The 19,712-nt window shown below is 65.4% G+C and carries 33 protein-coding genes; 2 read left to right on the top strand and 31 right to left on the bottom strand.

What is annotated here, in order from left to right; genetic code table 11:
* Positions 1–12: 12 nt before the first annotated feature.
* From ACWGL1_RS02990 to rpsJ, 27 genes are all read right to left on the bottom strand, one after another.
* Entirely contained in the window at positions 13–1,032 is a 1,020-nt protein-coding gene (locus ACWGL1_RS02990) for a DNA-directed RNA polymerase subunit alpha (protein WP_291781324.1), read from the bottom strand.
* A gap of 88 nt (positions 1,033–1,120) precedes the next feature.
* Positions 1,121–1,510, bottom strand: a complete 390-nt coding sequence (rpsK, locus tag ACWGL1_RS02985; RefSeq protein WP_003164390.1) for a 30S ribosomal protein S11 — start codon at positions 1,508–1,510, stop codon at positions 1,121–1,123.
* 16 nt (positions 1,511–1,526) lie between these two features.
* Entirely contained in the window at positions 1,527–1,895 is a 369-nt protein-coding gene (gene rpsM / locus ACWGL1_RS02980) for a 30S ribosomal protein S13 (protein ID WP_003164389.1), read from the bottom strand.
* 141 nt (positions 1,896–2,036) lie between these two features.
* On the bottom strand, positions 2,037–2,744 hold the full coding sequence (locus tag ACWGL1_RS02975; protein ID WP_452111131.1) for an energy transducer TonB: 708 nt from the start codon (positions 2,742–2,744) through the stop codon (positions 2,037–2,039).
* Between the two features lie 69 nt (positions 2,745–2,813).
* Complete coding sequence (locus ACWGL1_RS02970; protein ID WP_312219354.1) at positions 2,814–3,377, bottom strand: adenylate kinase; 564 nt, start codon at positions 3,375–3,377, stop codon at positions 2,814–2,816.
* Positions 3,378–3,401: 24 nt separating this feature from the next.
* Positions 3,402–4,778 carry a preprotein translocase subunit SecY gene (secY, locus tag ACWGL1_RS02965; RefSeq protein ID WP_291781310.1) on the bottom strand — a complete coding sequence of 459 codons (1,377 nt, stop codon included), beginning with the start codon at positions 4,776–4,778 and terminating at the stop codon, positions 3,402–3,404.
* Between the two features lie 159 nt (positions 4,779–4,937).
* Complete coding sequence (rplO, locus tag ACWGL1_RS02960) at positions 4,938–5,531, bottom strand: 50S ribosomal protein L15 (RefSeq protein WP_452111130.1); 594 nt, start codon at positions 5,529–5,531, stop codon at positions 4,938–4,940.
* Between the two features lie 162 nt (positions 5,532–5,693).
* Complete coding sequence (gene rpmD, locus ACWGL1_RS02955) at positions 5,694–5,888, bottom strand: 50S ribosomal protein L30 (RefSeq protein ID WP_291781306.1); 195 nt, start codon at positions 5,886–5,888, stop codon at positions 5,694–5,696.
* Between the two features lie 3 nt (positions 5,889–5,891).
* Complete coding sequence (rpsE, locus tag ACWGL1_RS02950) at positions 5,892–6,491, bottom strand: 30S ribosomal protein S5 (RefSeq protein WP_291781302.1); 600 nt, start codon at positions 6,489–6,491, stop codon at positions 5,892–5,894.
* 13 nt (positions 6,492–6,504) lie between these two features.
* Positions 6,505–6,861, bottom strand: a complete 357-nt coding sequence (rplR, locus tag ACWGL1_RS02945) for a 50S ribosomal protein L18 (RefSeq protein ID WP_291781298.1) — start codon at positions 6,859–6,861, stop codon at positions 6,505–6,507.
* A 3-nt stretch (positions 6,862–6,864) separates the two neighbouring features.
* Entirely contained in the window at positions 6,865–7,398 is a 534-nt protein-coding gene (gene rplF, locus ACWGL1_RS02940) for a 50S ribosomal protein L6 (protein ID WP_291781295.1), read from the bottom strand.
* Between the two features lies 1 nt (position 7,399).
* Positions 7,400–7,798, bottom strand: a complete 399-nt coding sequence (gene rpsH / locus ACWGL1_RS02935) for a 30S ribosomal protein S8 (RefSeq protein ID WP_003170021.1) — start codon at positions 7,796–7,798, stop codon at positions 7,400–7,402.
* Between the two features lie 15 nt (positions 7,799–7,813).
* A complete protein-coding gene (rpsN, locus tag ACWGL1_RS02930; protein ID WP_003170022.1) occupies positions 7,814–8,119 on the bottom strand; it encodes a 30S ribosomal protein S14 in 306 nt (101 codons plus the stop codon).
* A 19-nt stretch (positions 8,120–8,138) separates the two neighbouring features.
* Positions 8,139–8,696: a 50S ribosomal protein L5 gene (rplE, locus tag ACWGL1_RS02925; protein WP_112999349.1), complete on the bottom strand. Its 558-nt coding sequence runs from the start codon at positions 8,694–8,696 to the stop codon at positions 8,139–8,141.
* Complete coding sequence (rplX, locus tag ACWGL1_RS02920) at positions 8,696–9,004, bottom strand: 50S ribosomal protein L24 (RefSeq protein WP_291781289.1); 309 nt, start codon at positions 9,002–9,004, stop codon at positions 8,696–8,698. Before rplX ends, rplE begins: the two co-directional genes overlap by 1 nt.
* A gap of 2 nt (positions 9,005–9,006) precedes the next feature.
* Complete coding sequence (gene rplN / locus ACWGL1_RS02915) at positions 9,007–9,375, bottom strand: 50S ribosomal protein L14 (protein ID WP_003164378.1); 369 nt, start codon at positions 9,373–9,375, stop codon at positions 9,007–9,009.
* An 18-nt stretch (positions 9,376–9,393) separates the two neighbouring features.
* The gene (gene rpsQ / locus ACWGL1_RS02910) at positions 9,394–9,636 is read right to left on the bottom strand and encodes a 30S ribosomal protein S17 (RefSeq protein WP_003164377.1); all 243 of its coding nucleotides are present in this window, start codon (positions 9,634–9,636) and stop codon (positions 9,394–9,396) included.
* A 10-nt stretch (positions 9,637–9,646) separates the two neighbouring features.
* Positions 9,647–9,844 carry a 50S ribosomal protein L29 gene (rpmC, locus tag ACWGL1_RS02905; protein WP_003164376.1) on the bottom strand — a complete coding sequence of 66 codons (198 nt, stop codon included), beginning with the start codon at positions 9,842–9,844 and terminating at the stop codon, positions 9,647–9,649.
* On the bottom strand, positions 9,844–10,281 hold the full coding sequence (rplP, locus tag ACWGL1_RS02900) for a 50S ribosomal protein L16 (RefSeq protein ID WP_003164375.1): 438 nt from the start codon (positions 10,279–10,281) through the stop codon (positions 9,844–9,846). The genes rpmC and rplP overlap by 1 nt, the downstream gene beginning before the upstream one ends.
* Before the next feature lie 6 nt (positions 10,282–10,287).
* Positions 10,288–11,034 carry a 30S ribosomal protein S3 gene (rpsC, locus tag ACWGL1_RS02895; protein WP_291781283.1) on the bottom strand — a complete coding sequence of 249 codons (747 nt, stop codon included), beginning with the start codon at positions 11,032–11,034 and terminating at the stop codon, positions 10,288–10,290.
* Positions 11,034–11,414, bottom strand: a complete 381-nt coding sequence (gene rplV, locus ACWGL1_RS02890) for a 50S ribosomal protein L22 (RefSeq protein ID WP_291781280.1) — start codon at positions 11,412–11,414, stop codon at positions 11,034–11,036. The genes rpsC and rplV overlap by 1 nt, the downstream gene beginning before the upstream one ends.
* Before the next feature lie 3 nt (positions 11,415–11,417).
* Positions 11,418–11,696: a 30S ribosomal protein S19 gene (rpsS, locus tag ACWGL1_RS02885; RefSeq protein WP_003164372.1), complete on the bottom strand. Its 279-nt coding sequence runs from the start codon at positions 11,694–11,696 to the stop codon at positions 11,418–11,420.
* 2 nt (positions 11,697–11,698) lie between these two features.
* On the bottom strand, positions 11,699–12,535 hold the full coding sequence (gene rplB / locus ACWGL1_RS02880) for a 50S ribosomal protein L2 (RefSeq protein ID WP_291781273.1): 837 nt from the start codon (positions 12,533–12,535) through the stop codon (positions 11,699–11,701).
* A 4-nt stretch (positions 12,536–12,539) separates the two neighbouring features.
* Complete coding sequence (locus ACWGL1_RS02875; protein WP_003170030.1) at positions 12,540–12,845, bottom strand: 50S ribosomal protein L23; 306 nt, start codon at positions 12,843–12,845, stop codon at positions 12,540–12,542.
* A complete protein-coding gene (gene rplD / locus ACWGL1_RS02870) occupies positions 12,845–13,483 on the bottom strand; it encodes a 50S ribosomal protein L4 (RefSeq protein ID WP_338576111.1) in 639 nt (212 codons plus the stop codon). The genes ACWGL1_RS02875 and rplD overlap by 1 nt, the downstream gene beginning before the upstream one ends.
* Positions 13,483–14,226: a 50S ribosomal protein L3 gene (gene rplC / locus ACWGL1_RS02865; RefSeq protein WP_087139530.1), complete on the bottom strand. Its 744-nt coding sequence runs from the start codon at positions 14,224–14,226 to the stop codon at positions 13,483–13,485. Before rplC ends, rplD begins: the two co-directional genes overlap by 1 nt.
* A 23-nt stretch (positions 14,227–14,249) precedes the next feature.
* Entirely contained in the window at positions 14,250–14,555 is a 306-nt protein-coding gene (gene rpsJ, locus ACWGL1_RS02860; protein ID WP_003164367.1) for a 30S ribosomal protein S10, read from the bottom strand.
* Positions 14,556–15,141: 586 nt separating this feature from the next.
* Between rpsJ and ACWGL1_RS02855 the strand changes: the two genes are divergently transcribed.
* Positions 15,142–15,900, top strand: coding sequence for an outer membrane protein (locus ACWGL1_RS02855; RefSeq protein WP_452111129.1), 759 nt, complete (start codon positions 15,142–15,144; stop codon positions 15,898–15,900).
* A gap of 155 nt (positions 15,901–16,055) precedes the next feature.
* Here the strand turns inward: ACWGL1_RS02855 and ACWGL1_RS02850 are convergent, their stop codons facing one another.
* The 3 genes from ACWGL1_RS02850 to ACWGL1_RS02840 all read right to left on the bottom strand — a co-directional run bounded on the left by ACWGL1_RS02850 (position 16,056) and on the right by ACWGL1_RS02840 (position 19,152).
* Positions 16,056–16,952, bottom strand: a complete 897-nt coding sequence (locus ACWGL1_RS02850) for a GIN domain-containing protein (protein WP_338576122.1) — start codon at positions 16,950–16,952, stop codon at positions 16,056–16,058.
* Positions 16,953–17,055: 103 nt separating this feature from the next.
* Positions 17,056–17,982 carry a transcriptional regulator gene (locus ACWGL1_RS02845; protein ID WP_452111128.1) on the bottom strand — a complete coding sequence of 309 codons (927 nt, stop codon included), beginning with the start codon at positions 17,980–17,982 and terminating at the stop codon, positions 17,056–17,058.
* 12 nt (positions 17,983–17,994) lie between these two features.
* On the bottom strand, positions 17,995–19,152 hold the full coding sequence (locus tag ACWGL1_RS02840; RefSeq protein ID WP_452111127.1) for a GNAT family N-acetyltransferase: 1,158 nt from the start codon (positions 19,150–19,152) through the stop codon (positions 17,995–17,997).
* Positions 19,153–19,299: 147 nt separating this feature from the next.
* Here ACWGL1_RS02840 and ACWGL1_RS02835 point away from each other — a divergent pair, with 147 nt between their 5' ends.
* Positions 19,300–19,464, top strand: a complete 165-nt coding sequence (locus tag ACWGL1_RS02835) for a hypothetical protein (RefSeq protein ID WP_452111126.1) — start codon at positions 19,300–19,302, stop codon at positions 19,462–19,464.
* Between the two features lie 154 nt (positions 19,465–19,618).
* On the opposite strand, the gene ACWGL1_RS02830 is transcribed toward ACWGL1_RS02835, so the two are convergent.
* The coding region (locus ACWGL1_RS02830) for an EF-Tu C-terminal domain-related protein (protein WP_192665346.1) at positions 19,619–19,712 on the bottom strand (94 nt) is incomplete at its 5' end.

Below are 19,712 nucleotides of genomic sequence, written 5' to 3'. Positions count from 1 at the left end.
AGGGGTTGATGATCAGATCTGGTCGTCGAACTTCTTGGCCAGATCTTCGATGTTCTCCGGCGGCCAGTTCGGCACATCCATGCCGAGGCTCAGTCCCATGGACGCCAGAACTTCCTTGATTTCGTTCAGCGACTTGCGGCCGAAGTTCGGGGTGCGAAGCATTTCGCCCTCGGTCTTCTGGATCAGGTCGCCGATGTAGACGATGTTGTCGTTCTTCAGGCAGTTGGCCGAACGGACCGACAGCTCCAGCTCGTCCACCTTCTTCAGCAGGGCCGGGTTGAAGGGCAGTTCGGGCTTGCCGTCCGACTGCTCGACAGCCTTGGTCGGCTCATCGAAGGTGATGAAGATCTGCAGCTGGTCTTGCAGGATGCGCGCGGCGTAGGCCACGGCGTCAACCGGCGAGACCGCGCCGTTGGTTTCGACTTCCAGGATCAGCTTGTCGTAGTCCAGCGACTGGCCCTGACGGGTCGGCTCGACGCGATAGGCGACGCGCTTCACCGGCGAATACAGGGCGTCGACGGCGATCAGGCCGATCGGGGCGTCTTCCGGGCGGTTCAGTTCGGCGGCGACATAGCCCTTGCCGTTCTGCACCGTCAGCTCCATGCGAACCGAAGCGCCGTCATCCAGGGTGCAGATCACGTGATCCGGATTCAGCACCTCGATGTCGGCCGGCAGGTCGATCTGGGCTGCGGTCACCGGGCCGGGGCCCGTGGCGCGCAGGGTCATCCGCTTCGGACCTTCCGCGTGCATGCGCAGGGCCAGTTGCTTGATGTTCAGAACGATGTCGACGACGTCCTCGCGAACGCCTTCCAGCGACGAGAACTCGTGCACCACGCCGTCGATCTGAATGGCCGTGACCGCCGCGCCTTGAAGCGAAGACAGCAGAACGCGACGAAGCGCGTTGCCGAGCGTCACACCGAAACCGCGCTCGAGAGGCTCGGCGATCAGACGCGCCTTGTGCTGCGGGTCAGACCCGCCCTCGACTTGCGGTTTCTCGGGACGGATCAGCTCTTGCCAGTTTCTTTCGATCATAAAGTCCCTCGAACGGGTTTCGACGACTCCGTGTTCTCACGTTCAGAACAACAGGAGCCGTCGGGAGAAGGGGTAGGCGGCGTGAACCTTAGACGCGACGGCGCTTGGGCGGACGGCAGCCGTTGTGCGGCATCGGCGTCACGTCGCGGATGGTCGTGATCGTCATGCCGACGGCCTGCAGGGCGCGCAGGGCCGACTCACGGCCCGAACCCGGACCCGAGACGTTCACTTCCAGCGTCTTGACGCCGTGCTCGGCGGCCTTCTTGCCGGCGTCTTCCGCAGCCATCTGAGCGGCGTACGGCGTCGACTTGCGCGAGCCTTTGAAGCCCATGTGGCCGGCCGACGACCAGGAAATCGCGTTCCCTTGAGCGTCGGTGATGGTCACCATGGTGTTGTTGAACGAAGCATTCACGTGGGCCACGCCCGAGGTGATGTTCTTGCGTTCGCGGCGCTTAACGCGACCCGGTTCCTTAGCCATCGGTCAGGCCTCTCTCTTACTTCTTCTTGCCGGCGATCGGCTTGGCCGGACCCTTGCGGGTGCGAGCGTTGGTGTGCGTGCGCTGACCGCGGACCGGCAGGCCCTTACGGTGACGCAGGCCGCGGTAGCAGGCCAGGTCCATCAGACGCTTGATGTTCATCGACGTCTCGCGGCGCAGGTCGCCTTCGACGGTGTAGTCGCGGTCGATGGTTTCGCGGATCTGCAGGATCTCCGCGTCGGTCAGCTGGTTCACGCGGCGGGCCGGCTCGATGCCGATCTTGGCCGTGATCTCCTTGGCGTTGTGCGCGCCAATGCCGTGGATGTACTGAAGCGCGATTTCAACGCGCTTGTTGGTCGGAATGTTGACGCCTGCGATACGGGCCACGAAATTCTCCAAGTACGCGTTAATCAGACGCAGAAATCGCTCCGGTCAACAGACCAGGAGCGTGTACGCCCTTCGCGGAAGGCCGCCCTTATACAGGGGATTCCCGATGCGTCAACGGGCAAGCGCCGTGAGCAGGCTGGCTCAGGGCCATTCGACCCCCACCCGGACCTCTCGACCATCAATCGGCGCTCCGTTCTGCGTCGGAGGACGAAAGCGGAAATATCGAGCGGCCGCAAGAGCCGCCTCGCCGAATCCCATCCCCGGCGGCGTTTCGTCCACCAGGCGGCAATCGGACAGAGTGGTGTCCAGCCGCACGCGGCAGGCCAGGGTCGCCCGCCCGCCCATGCGCCGACGGAAGGCCTCGCGCGGGTGCAGGGTCCGCAGTTCGCCGACCGTAGGCCCCCGGATGATGCGCGGAGGACCGTCGCCGACGCCAGGACCGACGCCGGAACCGCTGCCCCCGCCGCTGCCCGTCCCCTGCCCGCCCTGACCGGGGCCTGGCGTCGGACTGGGTTCCGGCGCGACGCCGATGATCGGGGGCTGTTCAGGCGCGGGGCGTGCAGGCGCGACGATTTCCGGCCTCCGCGGCGCCGGACGCAGGGGTGGCGGCCGGACGACGGACGGCGCGGCGGGCGCGCCCCCGCCCTGCGACGCCGCCGGCGCGCTGTGCGGCGAGGGCGGCGGCGGGATCGGCGGCGGGGGAACCAGGTCGACCAGTATCGGCGGCAGGGCCGTGACCAGGGGCGGCTCCGGACGACCCACGCCCAAAAGCACAAAGGCGCCGAGGTGCAGAAGGACCACCAGCCCTCCCGCGCCCCAGCGCCATTGCTTCATACGTGTCGGCCGCAACCGTCTCTCCCGCACAGACTCCCGAACGCTAACGCTTCAGAAGTCGAGGGGATCAGACCGCGCGACGGATCAGGCGTCCAGCGCCGTGTCGATCGCGGCGGCAACGGCGGCGATGTCGCCCATGCCGTCGACCTCGGTCAGCTTGCCCTGCCCTTCATAATAGGGAAGCAGCGGCGCGGTCTGGCGATTGTAGACGGCCAGCCGGTCCTTGAAGGTCTCGGGGTTGTCGTCAGGCCGCCCCTGCTCGGCGAAGCGCTTGCCGATCCGATCGGTCAAGGCCGCGTCGTCCACCTTCAGGCGGATGACGCTGTCGATCTTGGCGCCGCGCTTGGCCAGCATGGCGTCCAGGGCCTCGGCCTGGGCCACCGTGCGGGGGAAGCCGTCGAAGATGGCCCCGCCGGCGGCCTCGGCCTCCGGCAGACGAGCTTCGATCAGGGCGATGACGATCTCGTCGGTGACGAGGTCGCCGCGCGCCAGCACGTCCTTGACCTTCAACCCCAGCTCGGAGCCGGAAGCGATCGCCGCGCGCAGCATGTCGCCGGTCGAGAGCTGGACCATGCCCCGCTCCTCGACCAGCCGCTTGGCCTGGGTGCCCTTGCCGGCCGCAGGCGGCCCGAACAGGATCAGGTTCATTATGTCTTCGGGCCCCCTACCCGATCAGCGACGGACAGGAGCGGAACCGCCCCGGCCACGACCGCGCAACTTGGCCTTCTTGATCAGCCCCTCGTACTGGTGCGCCAGCAGGTGCGACTGGATCTGGGCGACAGTGTCCATCGTCACCGAGACCACGATCAAGATAGACGTTCCGCCAAAGTACAGGCTGTTGCCCAGGCTGCTGACCAGGAACTCCGGCAGCAGGCAGACGGCGGTGATGTAGGCGGCGCCGATCACCGTCAGGCGCGTCAGGACATAGTCCAGATACTCGGCCGTCCGCTTGCCCGGGCGGATGCCCGGCAGGAAGCCGCCGTACTTGCGCAGGTTCTCGGCCGTGTCCTCGGGGTTGAAGGTGATCGAGGTGTAGAAGAAGCAGAAGAAGACGATCAGGACGGCGTACAAGATCATGAACACCGGCTGGCCGTGGGTCAGCTGAGCCGTCACCAGGGGCAGCCAGCTCATCCAGTCCGGCAGGTTCGCATTGGCGGTGAACTGGGCCACCGTCGTCGGCAGCATCAGCAGCGACGAGGCGAAGATGGCCGGGATCACGCCCGCGGTGTTGACCTTCAGCGGCAGGAAGCTGCGCTCGCCGCCGGTCATGCGGTTGCCTTCCTGGCGCTTCGGATACTGGATCAGAAGGCGGCGCTGGGCGCGCTCCATGAAGACGATGAAGACGATGACCGCGACCGCCATGATGGCGATGCCGAACAGGGTGAAGGCCGACATCTGACCCTGCTGGGCCAGGCCCAGCATCCGCGCCACCGTCGACGGCAGGACCGCCACGATGCCCGCGAAGATGATCAGGGAGATGCCGTTGCCGACGCCGCGCGCCGTCACCTGCTCGCCCAGCCACATCAGGAACATGGTGCCGCCGGTCAGGACGGTGACCGTCGAAATGATGAAGAACAGGCCGGGCTGGTCGATCAGACCCGGCTGGGCGTTCAGGCCCACCGCGATGCCGAAGGACTGCGCCAGGGCCAGGAACACCGTCAGATAGCGGGTGTACTGGTTCAGCTGCTTGCGGCCCGACTCGCCGCCTTCCTTCTTCAGCTTCTCCCACGGCGGATACACCGCGCCCATCAGCTGGACGATGATCGAGGCCGAGATGTAGGGCATGACGTTCAGCGCGAACACGGCCATACGCTCGACGGCGCCGCCCGAGAACATGTTGAACATATCCAGGATGCCGCGTTGGCCGTCCGGATTCTGGAAGAAGGCCAGGAAGGCCTCGCCGTTGATCCCGGGGATCGGAACATAGGTGCCGATCCGGTAGACCAGCAGCGCGCCGAGCGTGAACAGCAGGCGTTTGTGCAGCTCGGTCGCCTTGGCGAACGAGCCTATGTTCATATTAGCAGCAAGTTGTTCAGCGGCCGAAGCCATCAGGCGGTCCCCCAGACGGTCACCATTTTCATGCCCGTCGTCAGATAGGCGGAAAGCGGCGCTCTTGCGAGGGCCGCTTTCGGAAAATCGTCATCCCGGTCCGGACGATCCCGGCGGAGACGTGAAACCACGCCCCCGACGGGATGACGATATCGGATTTTAGGCCTTGGCGGCGGTGCGCTTGGCGCGAGCCGAGATCTTGTTGGCGTCGCCCAGCGGAGCCTTCGGAGCCGGCGCCTTGCCGCGAGCGGCGTTGCGCTTCTCGAGGCGAGCCGCAGCCTTGGCTTCGGCTTCGATGCGCTGTTGCGTCACCGAACCGCCGGCGGCTTCGACCGCCTTGATGGCGCCCGACGAGGCCGACCACACGACCAGGTTCAGCTTGGCCTTCAGTTCGCCTTCGCCCAGGACGCGCACGCCGTCCTTGACGCGACGGATCACGCCGGCGGCGACCAGAGCCGCGCCGTTGATCTCGGCCTTGGCGTCCAGCTTGCCGGCGTCGATGGCCTCTTGCAGGCGCCACAGGTTGACTTCAGCCAGCTTCGGCGCGTTCGGCACGTTGAAGCCGCGCTTCGGCATACGCATGTACAGCGGCATCTGGCCGCCTTCGAAGCCGCCGATGGCGACGCCCGAACGCGACTTCTGACCCTTGACGCCGCGACCGGCGGTCTTGCCCTTGCCCGAGCCCGGGCCGCGGCCGACGCGCATACGCTTCTTGGAGGCGCCTTCGTTGTCACGGATTTCGTTCAGCTTCATTGCCTGATCCTTTCGGGTTCTAGCGCCAGGTTCGACAGGCGGACCTGACTCGGCGTTGGAAAAATTGAAGGGCCGCTGATTAAGCGACCCGCGTCAGCATCGCAAGATGCTTCTTCATAAAGCGAAACGCCCTCCCCCGCGAACGGGAGAGGGCGAACCGTCTTACTTCTCGACCACTTCCACCATGTGGGCGACCTTGGCGATCATCCCACGGACGGAGGGGGTGTCTTCCAGGGTCGACTCACGGCCGATCTGGTTGAGACCCAGGCCCACCAGGGTGGCGCGCTGATCCGACTTGCGGCGAATCGGGCTCGCCGTCTGACGGACGGTCACGGTCTTCTTTTCGGTCTTGGCCATCTATCAGCCCTCCACGGCTTCCGGCGCCGAAGCGCCGTCATTGCGGCGGCCCATCAGGTCGGACACCTTCTTGCCCCGCTTGGAGGCGATCTGGCGCGGCGACGACTGGACCTTCAGAGCTTCGAAGGTGGCGCGGATCATGTTGTAGGGGTTCGACGAGCCGGTCGACTTGCCCACGACGTCCTGGACGCCGAGGGTTTCGAGGACCGCACGCATCGGACCGCCCGCGATGACGCCGGTGCCCGGAGGCGCCGCACGCATCATGATCTTGCCGGCGCCCCAACGGCCATTGCCGTCGTGGTGCAGGGTGCGGTTCTCGCGCAGCGGAACCTTGATCATGGTCTTCTTGGCTTCTTCGGTCGCCTTACGGATGGCTTCCGGCACTTCGCGCGCCTTGCCATGACCGAAGCCGACGCGGCCCTTGCCGTCGCCGACGACCATCAGGGCCGCGAACGAGAACCGGCGGCCGCCTTTGACGGTGGCGGCGACGCGGTTGATGTGCACCAGCTTCTCGATGATGTCCGAATCCGGACCTTCAACGGGAGCGTTGCGGTTGTCGCGACGGTTACGGTCGCCGCCGCCGCGTTGGGGTTCACGAGCCATGCTTGCCGTTCCCTTAGAAGTTCAGGCCGGCTTCGCGCGCGGCTTCCGCCAGCGCCTTGACCCGGCCGTGATAGATGTAGCCGCCACGGTCGAAGACGACGTCGGTGACGCCCTTCTCGATGGCGCGCTCGGCGATCAGCTTGCCGATCTTGGCGGCGGCTGCGACGTCCGAACCCTTGGAACCCTTGCCGCCTTCCAGCGACGAGGCGGCGGCCACCGTGATGCCCTGGGCATCGTCGATGATCTGAGCCGAGATGTTCTTGTCCGAACGGAAGACCGACAGACGCAGACGACCGTTGGCGACAGCCTTCAGGCGACGGCGAGTGCGCTCGGCGCGGCGCTTGGCTTGTTGTTGAAGAGAGAGAGCCATGACTTACTTCTTCTTGCCTTCCTTGCGCCGGACGAATTCGCCCTGATAGCGCACGCCCTTGCCCTTATAGGGTTCCGGCGGACGCATCTTGCGGATGACGGCGGCGATTTCGCCCACAACCTGCTTGTCGTTGCCCGAGATCTTGATCTCGGTCTGCTTCGGCACGGCGAAGGTGATGCCTTCGGGCGGAACGATGTCCACGTCGTGCGAGAAGCCGAGCTGCAGCGAGAGATCCTTGCCCTTCAGGGCGGCGCGGTAGCCGACGCCGACCAGTTCCAGGGTCTTCTCGAAGCCTTCGGTCACGCCGGTCACCATGTTGGCGACCAGGGTGCGCGACAGGCCCCACATGGCCTTGGCGCGCTGCGAGTCCGAACGCGGGGTCAGCGACAGTTCGTCGCCTTCCTGCGTGACTTCGATCTCGTCGGCGACGGTCCAGGAGCGTTCGCCCTTCGGACCCTTCACGGTGATGGCCTGGCCGTTGAGCGTGACAGTCACGCCCTTCGGCACGGCGATGGTTTTCTTGCCGATACGAGACATATCAGTAGACCCTGCAGAGGACTTCGCCGCCGACGTTAGCGTCGCGGGCGGCGGCGTCGGACATGACGCCCTTCGAAGTCGAAAGGATCGAGATGCCGAGGCCGTTCTTGACCGGCTTCAGATCGCCGATGGCCGAATAGACGCGGCGGCCGGGCTTCGACACGCGGGCGATCTCGGCGATCACCGGCTGACCGTCGAAGTACTTCAGCTCGATCTCGAACTGCGGGAACTCACCGGGGTTTTGAACCAGCGAGTAGCCGCGGATGTAGCCCTCGTCCTGCAGCACGTCCAGGACGCGCTGACGCAGGCGGGAAGCCGGGGTGAGCACCGAAGAACGCTTGCGGGTGGCCGCGTTCTTGATGCGAGCGATCATGTCGCTCAGGGGATCGTTGATCATCATGTCTGTTCGCTCCCCTTACCAGCTCGACTTCGTCAGGCCGGGGATCTGACCCATGTTGCCCAGCTCGCGCAGGGCGACACGGCTCATCTTGAGCTTGCGGTAATAAGCCCGCGGACGACCCGTCACTTCGCAACGGTTGCGAATACGGCTCGGAGCCGAGTTGCGCGGCAGGGCCGCCAGCTTCAGGCGCGCATCGAAGCGCTCCTCAAGCGGCAGGCTCTCGTCGTTGGCGATAGCCTTCAGGGCGTCCCGCTTCGCGGCATACTTCGCAACCAGGGCCTTGACGGCTTCGTTGCGGTTTACGGCGCTTTTCTTAGCCATTGTTCTCTTCCCTTCCCGCTCAGTTCACGAACGGGAACTTGAACTCGGTGAGGAGAGCCTTGGCTTCCTCATCGGTCTTGGCCGTGGTGCAGACAACGATGTCCATGCCCCACATCTGGTCGATCTGGTCGTAGTTGATCTCCGGGAACACGATGTGCTCCTTCAGACCCGTGGCGTAGTTGCCGCGACCGTCGAACGAAGTGCCCTTCAGGCCCCGGAAGTCCTTCACGCGCGGCAGGGCGATCGTGATGAAACGGTCCAGGAACTCGTACATCTGGGCGCCGCGCAGCGTGACCTTGCCGCCGATGACCATGCCTTCGCGCAGCTTGAAGCCGGCGATGGAGTTACGAGCCTTGGTCGGCACGGCCTTCTGGCCGGCGATGGCCGTCAGGTCCTTGAGGGCCGCATTGGCCTTCTTGGAGTCCGCCACAGCTTCGCCGATGCCCATGTTCAGGACGATCTTGTCCAGCTTGGGGATCTGCATCTCGTTCGTGTAGCCGAACTTTTCCTTCAGGACGCCGCGGATGCGATCCTGATAGTCGGTCTTGAGACGCGGCGTATACTTGGTGTCGGCCATCAGATGACGTCTCCCGTCGACTTGGCGAAGCGGACCTTCTTGTCCCCCTCGACCTTGAAGCCCACGCGGGTCGCCTTGCCGTTGGCGTCGACGATGGCGACGTTCGACAGGTGAAGCGAGGCTTCCTTGTGCTTGATGCCGCCTTGCGGGTCAGCCTGGGTCGGGCGCGTGTGGCGCTGGACCATGTTGACGCCTTGCACGACGACGCGGTTCTCGGTCGGCAGGACCTGCAGCACCTGGCCGGTGCGGCCCTTGTCCTTGCCGGTCAGGACGACGACGTTGTCGCCCTTCTTGATCTTGGCGGCCATGGTTACAGAACCTCCGGAGCCAGCGAGATGATCTTCATGTGGTTCTTGGCGCGCAGCTCGCGCGGAACCGGGCCGAAGATACGAGTGCCGACAGGCTCGTTCTGCTTGTTGACGATGACGGCGGCCGACTTGTCGAAACGGATGACAGAGCCGTCCTTGCGCTGGATGTCCTTGGCGGTGCGCACGACGATGGCGCGAACGACGTCGCCCTTCTTCACGCGGCCGCGCGGAATCGCTTCCTTCACCGAGGCGACGATGGTGTCGCCGATCGAGGCGTAGCGGCGCTTGGAGCCGCCCAACACCTTGATGCACATGACCCGGCGAGCGCCCGAGTTATCGGCGACCTCCAGGTTAGTTTGCATCTGGATCATGGGATCCGATCCTTCTTCTTACGAAGCCGAAGACGGGGAAATGATTTCCCAGCGCTTCAACTTGGACTTGGGGGCGCATTCGATGATGCGCGCGATGTCGCCGACTTTGAGGGCGTTGGCCTCATCGTGAGCGTGGTAGTTCTTGGACTTACGAACCGTCTTGCGGAGCAGCGGGTGCAGCAGGGTGCGCTCGACCTTCACGACGACGGTCTTGTCGCCCTTGTCGGAGACGACCACGCCTTCAAGAATGCGTTTGGGCATCGGTGTTTCCTTACGAGGCCGCACGCTTCTCGCGCAGAAGCGTCGAGATGCGGGCGATGTCCTTGCGCACTTCCGAGACCCGGTGGGTCTTTTCCATCTGGCCGGTGGCGGCCTGGAAGCGCAGGTTGAACTGTTCCTTCTTGAGCTTCAGCAGCTCGTCGGACAGCTGGTCGACGGTTTGCGACCGGAGATCGGCGATCTTGGTCATTAGGCGGCTTGCTCCGTAACGATGCCGGCGTCCAGGCGGGTGACCACCTTGGTGCGGATCGGCAGCTTGGCGGCGCCGAGGCGCAGCGCTTCACGAGCCACGTCGTCCGGCACGCCGTCGATTTCGAACATGATGCGGCCCGGGGCCACGCGAGCGGCCCAGTGGTCCACCGCGCCCTTGCCCTTACCCATCCGCACTTCGGCCGGCTTGCCGGAAACCGGCACGTCGGGGAAGATACGGATCCAGACGCGGCCCTGACGCTTCATCTGACGGGTGATCGCGCGGCGAGCCGCCTCGATCTGACGCGCCGTGATGCGCTCCGGCTCGACGGCCTTCAGACCGTAGGAGCCGAAGTTCAGCGAGAAACCACCCTTGGACGAGCCGTGGATGCGGCCCTTGAAGGCCTTACGGTACTTGGTCTTTTTCGGTTGCAACATGGCCTATCAGCCCTCACGACCACGGCGCGGACCGCGATCACCGCGGGGGCCGCGCTCACGGCCTTCGTTGGACGACGGACCCGAGGCTTCCTGGGCCCAGCGCTTGTCCTGGGCCATCGGGTCGTGCTCGAGCACTTCACCCTTAAACACCCAGACCTTCACGCCAATGATGCCGTAGGTCGTCTTGGCTTCGTAGAAGCCGTAGTCGATGTCGGCGCGCAGGGTGTGCAGCGGCACGCGACCTTCGCGGTACCACTCCATACGAGCGATTTCGGCGCCGCCCAGACGGCCCGAGACGTTGATGCGGACGCCCTTGGCGCCCAGGCGCATGGCCGACTGCATCGAACGCTTCATGGCGCGACGGAACGCGATACGGCGCTCCAGTTGCTGAGCGATGTTCTCAGCGATCAGCTGAGCGTCGGTCTCCGGCTTGCGGACCTCGACGATGTTCAGGTGAACTTCGCCTTCGGTGCGGGCCGAGATGTCCTTGCGCAGCTTCTCGATGTCAGCGCCCTTCTTGCCGATCACGACGCCCGGACGGGCGGCGTAGATCGTCACGCGGCACTTCTTGTGCGGACGCTCGATGATGATGCGCGACACGCCGGCGGCCGACAGGCGTTCCTTCAGCCACGAACGCAGCTTCAGGTCCTGGTGGAGCAGCTTGGCGTAGTCGGCGCCGCCGGCGAACCAGCGGCTGTCCCACGTACGGTTCACGCCAAGGCGCAGACCGATCGGATTGATTTTCTGACCCATCAGGCGGCCTCACCTGCTTCGCGAACCACGATGGTGATTTCGCTGAACGGTTTCAGGATGCGCGACGAACGACCGCGAGCACGGCTCGCGAAACGCTTCATCACCAGGTTCTTGCCCACGAAGGCCTCGGCGACGACCAGGTTGTCGATGTCGAGGTTGTGGTTGTTCTCGGCGTTCGAGACGGCCGAGTACAGGACCTTGCGGACGTCGCCGGCGATGCGCTTGCGGCTGAATTCCAGCTCGTTGAGAGCCTTCTGGACCGGCAGGCCGCGGATCGAGGCGGCCACCAGGTTCAGCTTCTGCGGGCTGATGCGGACGTTGACCAGCTTGGCGCGGGCCTCGGTCGCCGCAACGCGACGGGGGTTCTTGGTCTGGGCCATGGATTACTTCCTCTTGGCCTTCTTGTCCGCCGCGTGGCCCGGGAAGTTCCGGGTCGGGGCGAACTCGCCGAACTTCATGCCGACCATTTCTTCGGAGACCGACACCGGCACATGCTTCTGGCCGTTGTGGACGCCGAACGTCAGACCGACGAACTGCGGCAGGATGGTGGAGCGGCGCGACCAGGTCTTGATCACGTCCTTGCGGCCCGACGATTGAGCGGCGTCGGCCTTCTTGAGCAGATACCCGTCGACAAACGGGCCTTTCCAGGAGGAGCGGGCCATTCTTAGCGAGCCTTCTTCACGTGACGGCTACGGATGATGAACTTGTCCGTGGCCTTGTTCTTGCGGGTACGAGAACCCTTGGTGTCCTTACCCCACGGCGTAACCGGGGTACGACCGCCCGAGGTCCGGCCTTCACCACCACCGTGCGGGTGGTCGATCGGGTTCATGGCGACGCCGCGGACGTGCGGACGCCAGCCCATGTGACGCTTGCGGCCGGCCTTGCCCAGGTTCTGGTTCATGTGCTCGGGGTTCGACACGGCGCCGACAACGGCCATGCAGCCGTCCAGAACCATGCGAAGCTCGCCCGAGCCCAGACGGATCTGAGCATAGCCCTGGTCGCGACCGACCAGTTGCGCATAGGCGCCGGCCGAACGGGCCAGCTGGGCGCCCTTGCCCGGCTTCATCTCCACGTTGTGGATGATGGTGCCGACCGGCATGGAGCGCAGCGGCATGGCGTTGCCCGGCTTCACGTCGACCTTTTCACCCGCGACGATGGTGTCGCCGGCGTGCAGGCGCTGAGGCGCGATGATGTAGGTCTTCTCGCCGTCGGCGTAGGTCACCAGGGCGATGAAGGCGGTGCGGTTCGGGTCGTACTCCAGACGCTCGACCGTGCCGACCACGTCGAACTTGCGACGCTTGAAGTCGATCTTGCGGTACAGGGTCTTGGCGCCGCCGCCGCGGAAGCGGACAGCGATGCGACCGCCCTGACCACGACCGCCCGACTTGGTCAGGCCTTGGGTCAGCGACTTCTCCGGGCGGCCCTTGTGCAGCTCGGAGCGGTCGACCAGCACCAGGGCGCGGCGGCCCGGCGACGTCGGATTGTAATGCTTCAGAGCCATGGTCTTAGAGCCCCGTCGTGACGTCGATCGACTGGCCGTCGGCCAGCGTCACGATCGCTTTCTTGATGTCCACGCGGCGACCGAGGATGCCCCGGAATCGCTTGGTCTTGCCCTTTTGAACCAGGGTGTTGACCTTGAGGACGTTGACTTTGAACAGGCTTTCGACCGCCGCGGCGATCTCGTCCTTGGTCGCCGTGCCGGCGACGCGGAAGACGACCTTGTTCTGCTCCGACAGGATCGTGGCCTTCTCGGTGATCACCGGAGCCAGGATGGTGTCGTAGTGCTTGGCGGTGGGTTGAGCGGCGGCCATTATGCGGCTTCCTTCTCAGCGAAGCGCGCCTCGATCGCCTCGACGGCGGCCTTGGTCAGCACCAGTTTGTCCGCCCGCAGGATGTCATAGACGTTCAGGCCGGCGTTCGGCAGCACGTCGATGTGCGGGATGTTGCGCGCGGCCAGGCCGAAGTTGGCTTCGACTTCCGGACCCGCGATGATCAGAGCCTTGGTCCAGCCCAGCTTGCCGAAGGTCTCGCGCAGCGAGGCCGTCTTGGCTTCCTTGACCGAGACGCTGTCGACGACGACCAGGTCGCCGGCCTTAACCTTGGACGACAGGGCGTGCTTCAGCGCCAGGGCGCGGACCTTTTTCGGCAGCGAGAAGCCGTGGTCGCGAACGACCGGGCCGAACGCCGGCGAACCGCCGACGAACTGGGGCGCACGACGCGAGCCGTGACGAGCGCCGCCGGTGCCCTTCTGCTTGTACATCTTCTTGCCCGTACGAGAGTTCTCGTTGCGGGTTTGAACCTTGTGGGTGCCGGCGCGGCGCTTGGCCAGCTGCCAGTTGACGTAACGGGCCAGCAGGTCGCCGCGGATGTCGGAGATGCCGAAAACGGCGTCCGACAGCTCAACGTCGCCAGCAGCCTTGCCGTCGAGTTTGATGACCGAGAGTTTCATTACGCTTCACCGCCTTCGGTCGCTTCAACGGCCGGAGCTTCAGCCGGCGTCGACGCGGGTTGAGCAGCAGCCGACTTCACGGCGCCCGGGAACGGGGCGTCGGAAGGGCGAGCCTTCTTGATGGCGTCGCTGACCTTGACGTAAGCGCCGTCATGACCCGGGACAGCGCCCTTGATCAGGATCAGGCCACGCTCAGCATCGACGCGGACGACGGTCAGGTTCTGGGTCGTGACGACTTCCTGGCCGAGATGGCCAGCCATCTTCTTGCCCTTGAAGACCTTGCCCGGATCTTGACGCTGGCCGGTCGAACCATGCGAACGGTGCGAAATCGACACGCCGTGCGAGGCGCGCAGACCACCGAAGTTCCAGCGCTTCATGGCGCCCGCAAAGCCCTTACCGATGGTATGGCCCTGGATGTCGACCTTCTGGCCCGCGAGGAAGTGGTCGGCCGACAGTTCGGCGCCCACGTCCAGCAGGGCGTCTTCACCCACGCGGAACTCGGTTACATAGGCCTTAGGTTCAACCTCGGCCTTCGCGAAAACTTCGCGTTGAGCCTTGGCCGTGTTCTTGGCCTTCTTAACGCCAGCGCCCAGCTGAAGGGCGACGTAACCGTCGCGCTCCTTGGTACGTTGGCCGACGACTTGGCAGCCGTCGAGCTGGAGTACAGTGACCGGAACGTGTGCGCCGTCATCGGCGAACACGCGGGTCATCCCCAGCTTCTTGGCGATCACGCCCGTGCGCATGTCGGATCCCGCCTCTTTCTTTCTTAGATCTTGATCTCGACGTCCACGCCGGCGGACAGGTCGAGCTTCATGAGCGCGTCCACGGTCTGCGGAGTGGGGTCGACAATGTCGAGCACGCGCTTGTGCGTGCGGATTTCAAACTGCTCGCGCGACTTCTTGTCGACGTGCGGCGAGCGGTTCACGGTGAACTTTTCGATCAGGGTCGGCAGCGGGATCGGACCGCGAACGGTCGCGCCCGTGCGCTTGGCGGTGTTGACGATTTCGCGCGTCGAAAAGTCGAGGACGCGATGATCGAAGGCCTTGAGCCTGATGCGGATGCTTTGATCCATATCGGTTGTTATTCCCATGCGGCCGGAGCCGCGTCCCTGTGAACCATTTCAAAGACCGAAGCCTCGGGACGAAAACTCATCCCCAGGAAACGCAAATCCGCAAAAACGAGCGGCCCACGCAGTCCCCCGCGAAGGCCGTAAGTTCCCAAGAAGCTGCAAAGAACAGTAACTTAGGTCGTTCCTGCGGACCGCGTCTGCACCCGAAAGTGCACAGCCGGTCCAACAAGAGGGGCGCTTATGCCCTCCGATTCCGTTTCCGTCAAGCGCGGAAATCCCCGCCCCGTCGGGGTTTGCGACTCACCGCCCTCTCGCCGCCTCTCGGACGCTGCGCCGCAGCATAACACGGGCTGATCTTTAGGAACTGAGGCGGGAAAGCGGCCAGATGAACGCCGCGGAAAGGCGCCGCCGCAATACCCGCCCCATACTGACGCAGTTATGCCGCAATGCGTCTCTTTTGGGCAACATCGCCCCGGATGTGACCGCGACATGACATGTTTGTTACGGCAAAGCGCCAAACAGCGACCTATGTCTCGCCCATCGCCGGACCGGCTGAGCTTGTTCGGCGGCAGTACATAAGGACAAGAAAATGAAAACCGTCTTTCTCGCTTCGGTCGCCGCCGCGACCCTGATCGCCGCTCCCGCCTTCGCTCAAGACGCCATCGGTTCGGTCGGCGTCGCCTACAACTACGCTGACGTCGAAGGCATCGACGTGAACCGCGGCGTCATCGACGGCACCGTCGCTTCGCCGGTGTTCGGCGACTGGACCGTCACCTTCAACGCTGAAGGCGCCTATACGGACGTTCAGCACGGTGGCGACGAAACCACCCTGGCCGGCGCCGTGCACCTGTCGAAGAAGATCGAAGACATGCGCTTCGGCGGCTTCTACGGCGCTTCGGAACTGGGCAACACCACGCTGAACACCTTCGGCCTGGAAGGTCAGAAGTACCTGGACCGCGCCACCCTGACGGGCGTCGTTTCGTACGGCACCGCGGCTGACGCTGACATCTGGACCGTGGCCGGCGACGCCGCCTTCTACGCCACGCCGCAACTGCGCCTGAGCGGCGGCGCCGCGTACACCAACGTCGACGCCGACAACATGTTCATCGGCAACGGCGACGTCGACGCCTGGTCGGCCGGCGTGGCTGCTGAGTACCAGTTCGCCAACTCGCCGTACTCGGTCTTCGGCGGCTACGACTACGTCAAGTCCTCGGACCTGGACGTCGACGCCAACGTCTTCAAGATCGGCATGCGCTACAGCTTCGGCGGCGGTCTGCAAGCCCGCGATCAAGCCGGCGCCAACCTGGGCCGCACGCACAACGGCGTGTCCGCCCTGCTCGGCCTCTAAGCGATCTTCGCGGTCTTCGGACCGCACGGATCAACGAAACCCCGGCGGAGCGATCCGCCGGGGTTTTTGTTTGTGCGCACCGTTCAGGCTCCAGGCATGAAAAAGGCCCGAGGGGTTCCACGCTCCCGGGCCTTCTCCTTCAGGGTCTTGCAGCGTCAGCGACCGATGCGCAGATCCCCTGATCCCACGATCGAGCGGGACACTCGGCCGGTCGCCTCTGCGACCCTCACATCGCCCGAGCCGGCGATAGCCACCGAGACGTCGCCCGCCGTTCCGCCGAAATTCACGTCGCCCGAGCCGCCGATGGACACCTCCAGCGTCGTGGCACGACCGTTCCTCACGCGCACCCCGCCCGAGCCGCCGATGGCCGCCTTGGTCTCACCGTCGACTGAAGCGACATCGATACTGCCCGAACCGCCCACGCTGGCCTCCAGCTTGCTGGTCGCGCCCGCATAGATGGAGCCCGATCCGCCGACGGCCGCTTCCAGATCGCGCGACGTGCCGGCCCGGATCGAGCCCGATCCGCCGACCGACAGGCTCATGTCGCCATCGACGTTCGCTACCGTCCAGGAGCCGCAGCCGCCGTTGCCCAGCTCGACCGAGCGCGCGCCGCGTCCAATGGAGCCGAACACGGCGCCGCCGCCGTTCACGTCCACGTCGCGCGGCGTGCGCAGAACGATCAGCGGCGCATCTTCCAGACGAATACGCCCCTTGCCGCGCACCTCGACCGATGCGCCTTCGCCAGGCTGGCGGGCGTCCGCCGGACCGCTGTTGCAGGAACCGATCTGGCCGCCGCCGAAGCTCATGCCCCGACCGCGTCCCAGACCGCCGTCGATGCGGACCTGGCCGCCCCGACGCTCGAGGCGCAGCTCCGGCAGGCCGGCCGAGCCCGGCGTGATCTCGACGCCGACGTCTGCACGGTCTTCCGGAATGACGATGACGCGCGCCACGGCGTTGCGGATGGTCACTTCGTCGGCCAGGGCCGGCGCCGCCAGAACGGCGGACGCGGCCAATGCGGATCCCATGGCGGCGGCGATTGCAGCGGGTTTCATCAGCGAGCTCTCCCTGTCTCTGTGTCCAGGGAAGACTGAGGGCCGCCCGCCGCAAAGTCAGTTTAAATCGAGGTCATGAACCCCTTTTAACCTAAGGCTCGGTTCAGCCTGCAGGGGTGTCGACGCGGTCCGGCAGGGCCGCCGCCCCGTCCGTCGCCCCGACGGCGGGCTCGAAATCTCGCTCAAAGGCGGCGATGCGGCTCTTCATCAGCCCGGCCCGCTTCAGCGCCACCGAAGCCGCCCAGCGCGCGGCCAATTCGGGCCGGCTCATGCGGTCCGTCGTGCGCGGCTCCCCTCCCCGGCTGCGCAGGAAGGCGTTGGTGTAGAGGGCCCCGTTACGGATGCGCGAGGGCCAGCTCTGGAACTCGATCGACAGGGAGACGCAGAAACGGTCCAGGTTCTCCACCCGGTGCGGGGCGTAGAAGGGCCAGGTCAGCGCCTGCCCCGGCTCCAGATCGACGATGCGGGCGTCGTCCTCGAAGGCGCGTCGATAGGGAATCTCTTCAGTCGTCTGGCGGGTGACGACCTGCTCCATGCTGCGCTCGGGCAGGTGGACCTCGTCACCCGGATAGACGAACAGACGCTTGCGCCCGCGCATGTGCAACAGCACCACGCCGCCAGCGTCGAAGTGATAGGGCACCCGCGCCTTGGGCGAGGACAGGATGAGCTGACCGCTGGCGCTGGCCGCCTTCAAGCCATAGCCGCCCAAGATGCGGTCGAAGTCGACCATGGCCGCGCGCCACAGTTCGGGCCAGCCCTGCTCGACCTTGCGCATGTTGACCCACAGGCGGCCCTGCTGGATCGCCTCCAGCAGTTCGGCCCCGTTCAACCGGCCCCGCGCGCCGGTGCGCAGGCTGACCTGGCCCTCGTCGTCGTAGTCATACAGGTTGATGTCGAACAGATCGGCCGGATAGCGGTCCAGCACCTCGGCCAGAGCCTGATCCTCGGCGAAACCGTCGGCGACCAGGGCGTGAGGATGCACCTCCGCCTGGGTGATCGGGCCCGCATATCGCGTCATGGAAGCCGTCATTCGCTTTCCTCCTCAATCGGCCCCGCCGGCCGCCTTCTGTTTCCGCACCATGTCGGCGGCGGCGCGCAGCGCCCCCGAGGCCCGACCGGCCAAGCTCGTCTCACAGGCCTCGACCACGGACCAGCGACGCCGCGTACTGGTGCGCAAACGCTCCGCCCGCGCGTGGCCCAGCACGCCCAGGGCGGCGCTCGCCGTCGCGCACAGCGCCTTGCCTGGCCCCGGCCGAGCCACAACGCCCTCGACGGTCGCCAGGCCGCCGTCATCATAGTATTTCTTGTAGTTGCCGCCCACGCCCACGCCGTAGTCGAAGACTCGGTAGCCGCGCTCGGCGCCCAGCCGGATCGTCTCCTGGGTCAGCACAATGCCCGGCGACCAGCGCGCGACCTCCTGGTTGTAGACCGGGAACCACAGGTGGAAATGACGCCCCGCGTGCATGGAATACTCCATCGCCACGACCCGTCCATCGACACGCAGCACCGCCATCGAGGCGCCGAAGCCGTCTTCGCCCTCGCTGTCCATCAGGGCGTGCAGCACCTGGCCCGTCCAGCCGCAGGCGAAGATGTCGTGGTGGCCGGTGCGGCGATACTGTTCGCTCTTTTCGATGATCAGGCGTTCCAGCAGGGCGTGATCATGCAGGCCGATTTCGATCTCAACCGTCTTGAAGGCGCCGTCCAACCCTCGCCGCGACCGCTCCTTGTCCTTGAAGTATTTCGGAAAGGCCTTCCGTCGCCGAGCGTACCAGGCGTCGAAGCCGCCTTCGTCAGGCACGATGGAGACCACGCTGTGGTTGCGCGGCATCGCTTGCGGAGCCTCGCCGATCCACGCGGCGGCGGCGAAACGCGGCGCGCCGATCAGGGCGGCCGCTTCCTGCATCGAAGGCTTGTCGTCGCGCGGGCCGATGACCCCGTGATAGTCGTTCATCGGCGCGGCCAGGGGCTGGACCGTCCCGCCCCGGCGCTGATGCGGATAATAGCCGACCACCCGACCGTCCCGTTTGAAGACAGCCAGCGCGGTGCCGGGACAGATCGCCCCGGCCGTGCGCGAGAACTCCCAGCGGAAATAGGGGCTGCTCAGATCAGCATCCGCCCTCGCCCAATCGTTCCATTGCGCGCCCTCCTCAGCCGACAGGTCGGCCAGGCTGCGGATCTCAACTGATAATGGTCCCGACATGACGCTCCCTTCAGAACGATCACAGCAAGTCCCGTTCCAGTCGGGCCTGATAGAGCCAAGCCCTTGAGGCCGGGTTAGCGTCCGGCCTCTTTGCGAAAGATCGGAGCCTCACGGCGCCCGCCGCATTGTCTTCCCCAGGAGGTCCCCATGACGACGCCACGCCCCAAGACCCGCGAAACCGAGAACGAGAACCAGCGCCTCGACAAGCCCGGCAGTCCGCCGCGCCCCGCCACCGAGCCCAAGGACGCCAAGGGCAGCAGCAACTCAGGCCGCACCGACACCGATCCCGCGACCGGCGCGCCGAACGACTGAATGCAAAACGGCCCCCGGATCGCTCCGGGGGCCGCTCTGTTACGCTTTACTTTGGCCTACCTCCCTTGCGGGCTGCTTGAGGCCGGTACGCTTACGCTTACTCATACTGTCGAACCGGCGAGGACCGAGATCCCCGCCCGTTCAGACGTCGATATTACTCGACGATCTTGGCCACGACGCCGGCGCCGACGGTGCGGCCGCCTTCGCGGATGGCGAAGCGCAGCTTCTCTTCCATCGCGATCGGCGTG

Source organism: Brevundimonas sp. NPDC055812, from assembly GCF_053616535.1.
Note: the sequence above shows the minus strand (reverse complement) of the source record. Positions and strands in the feature narration are given on the sequence as shown.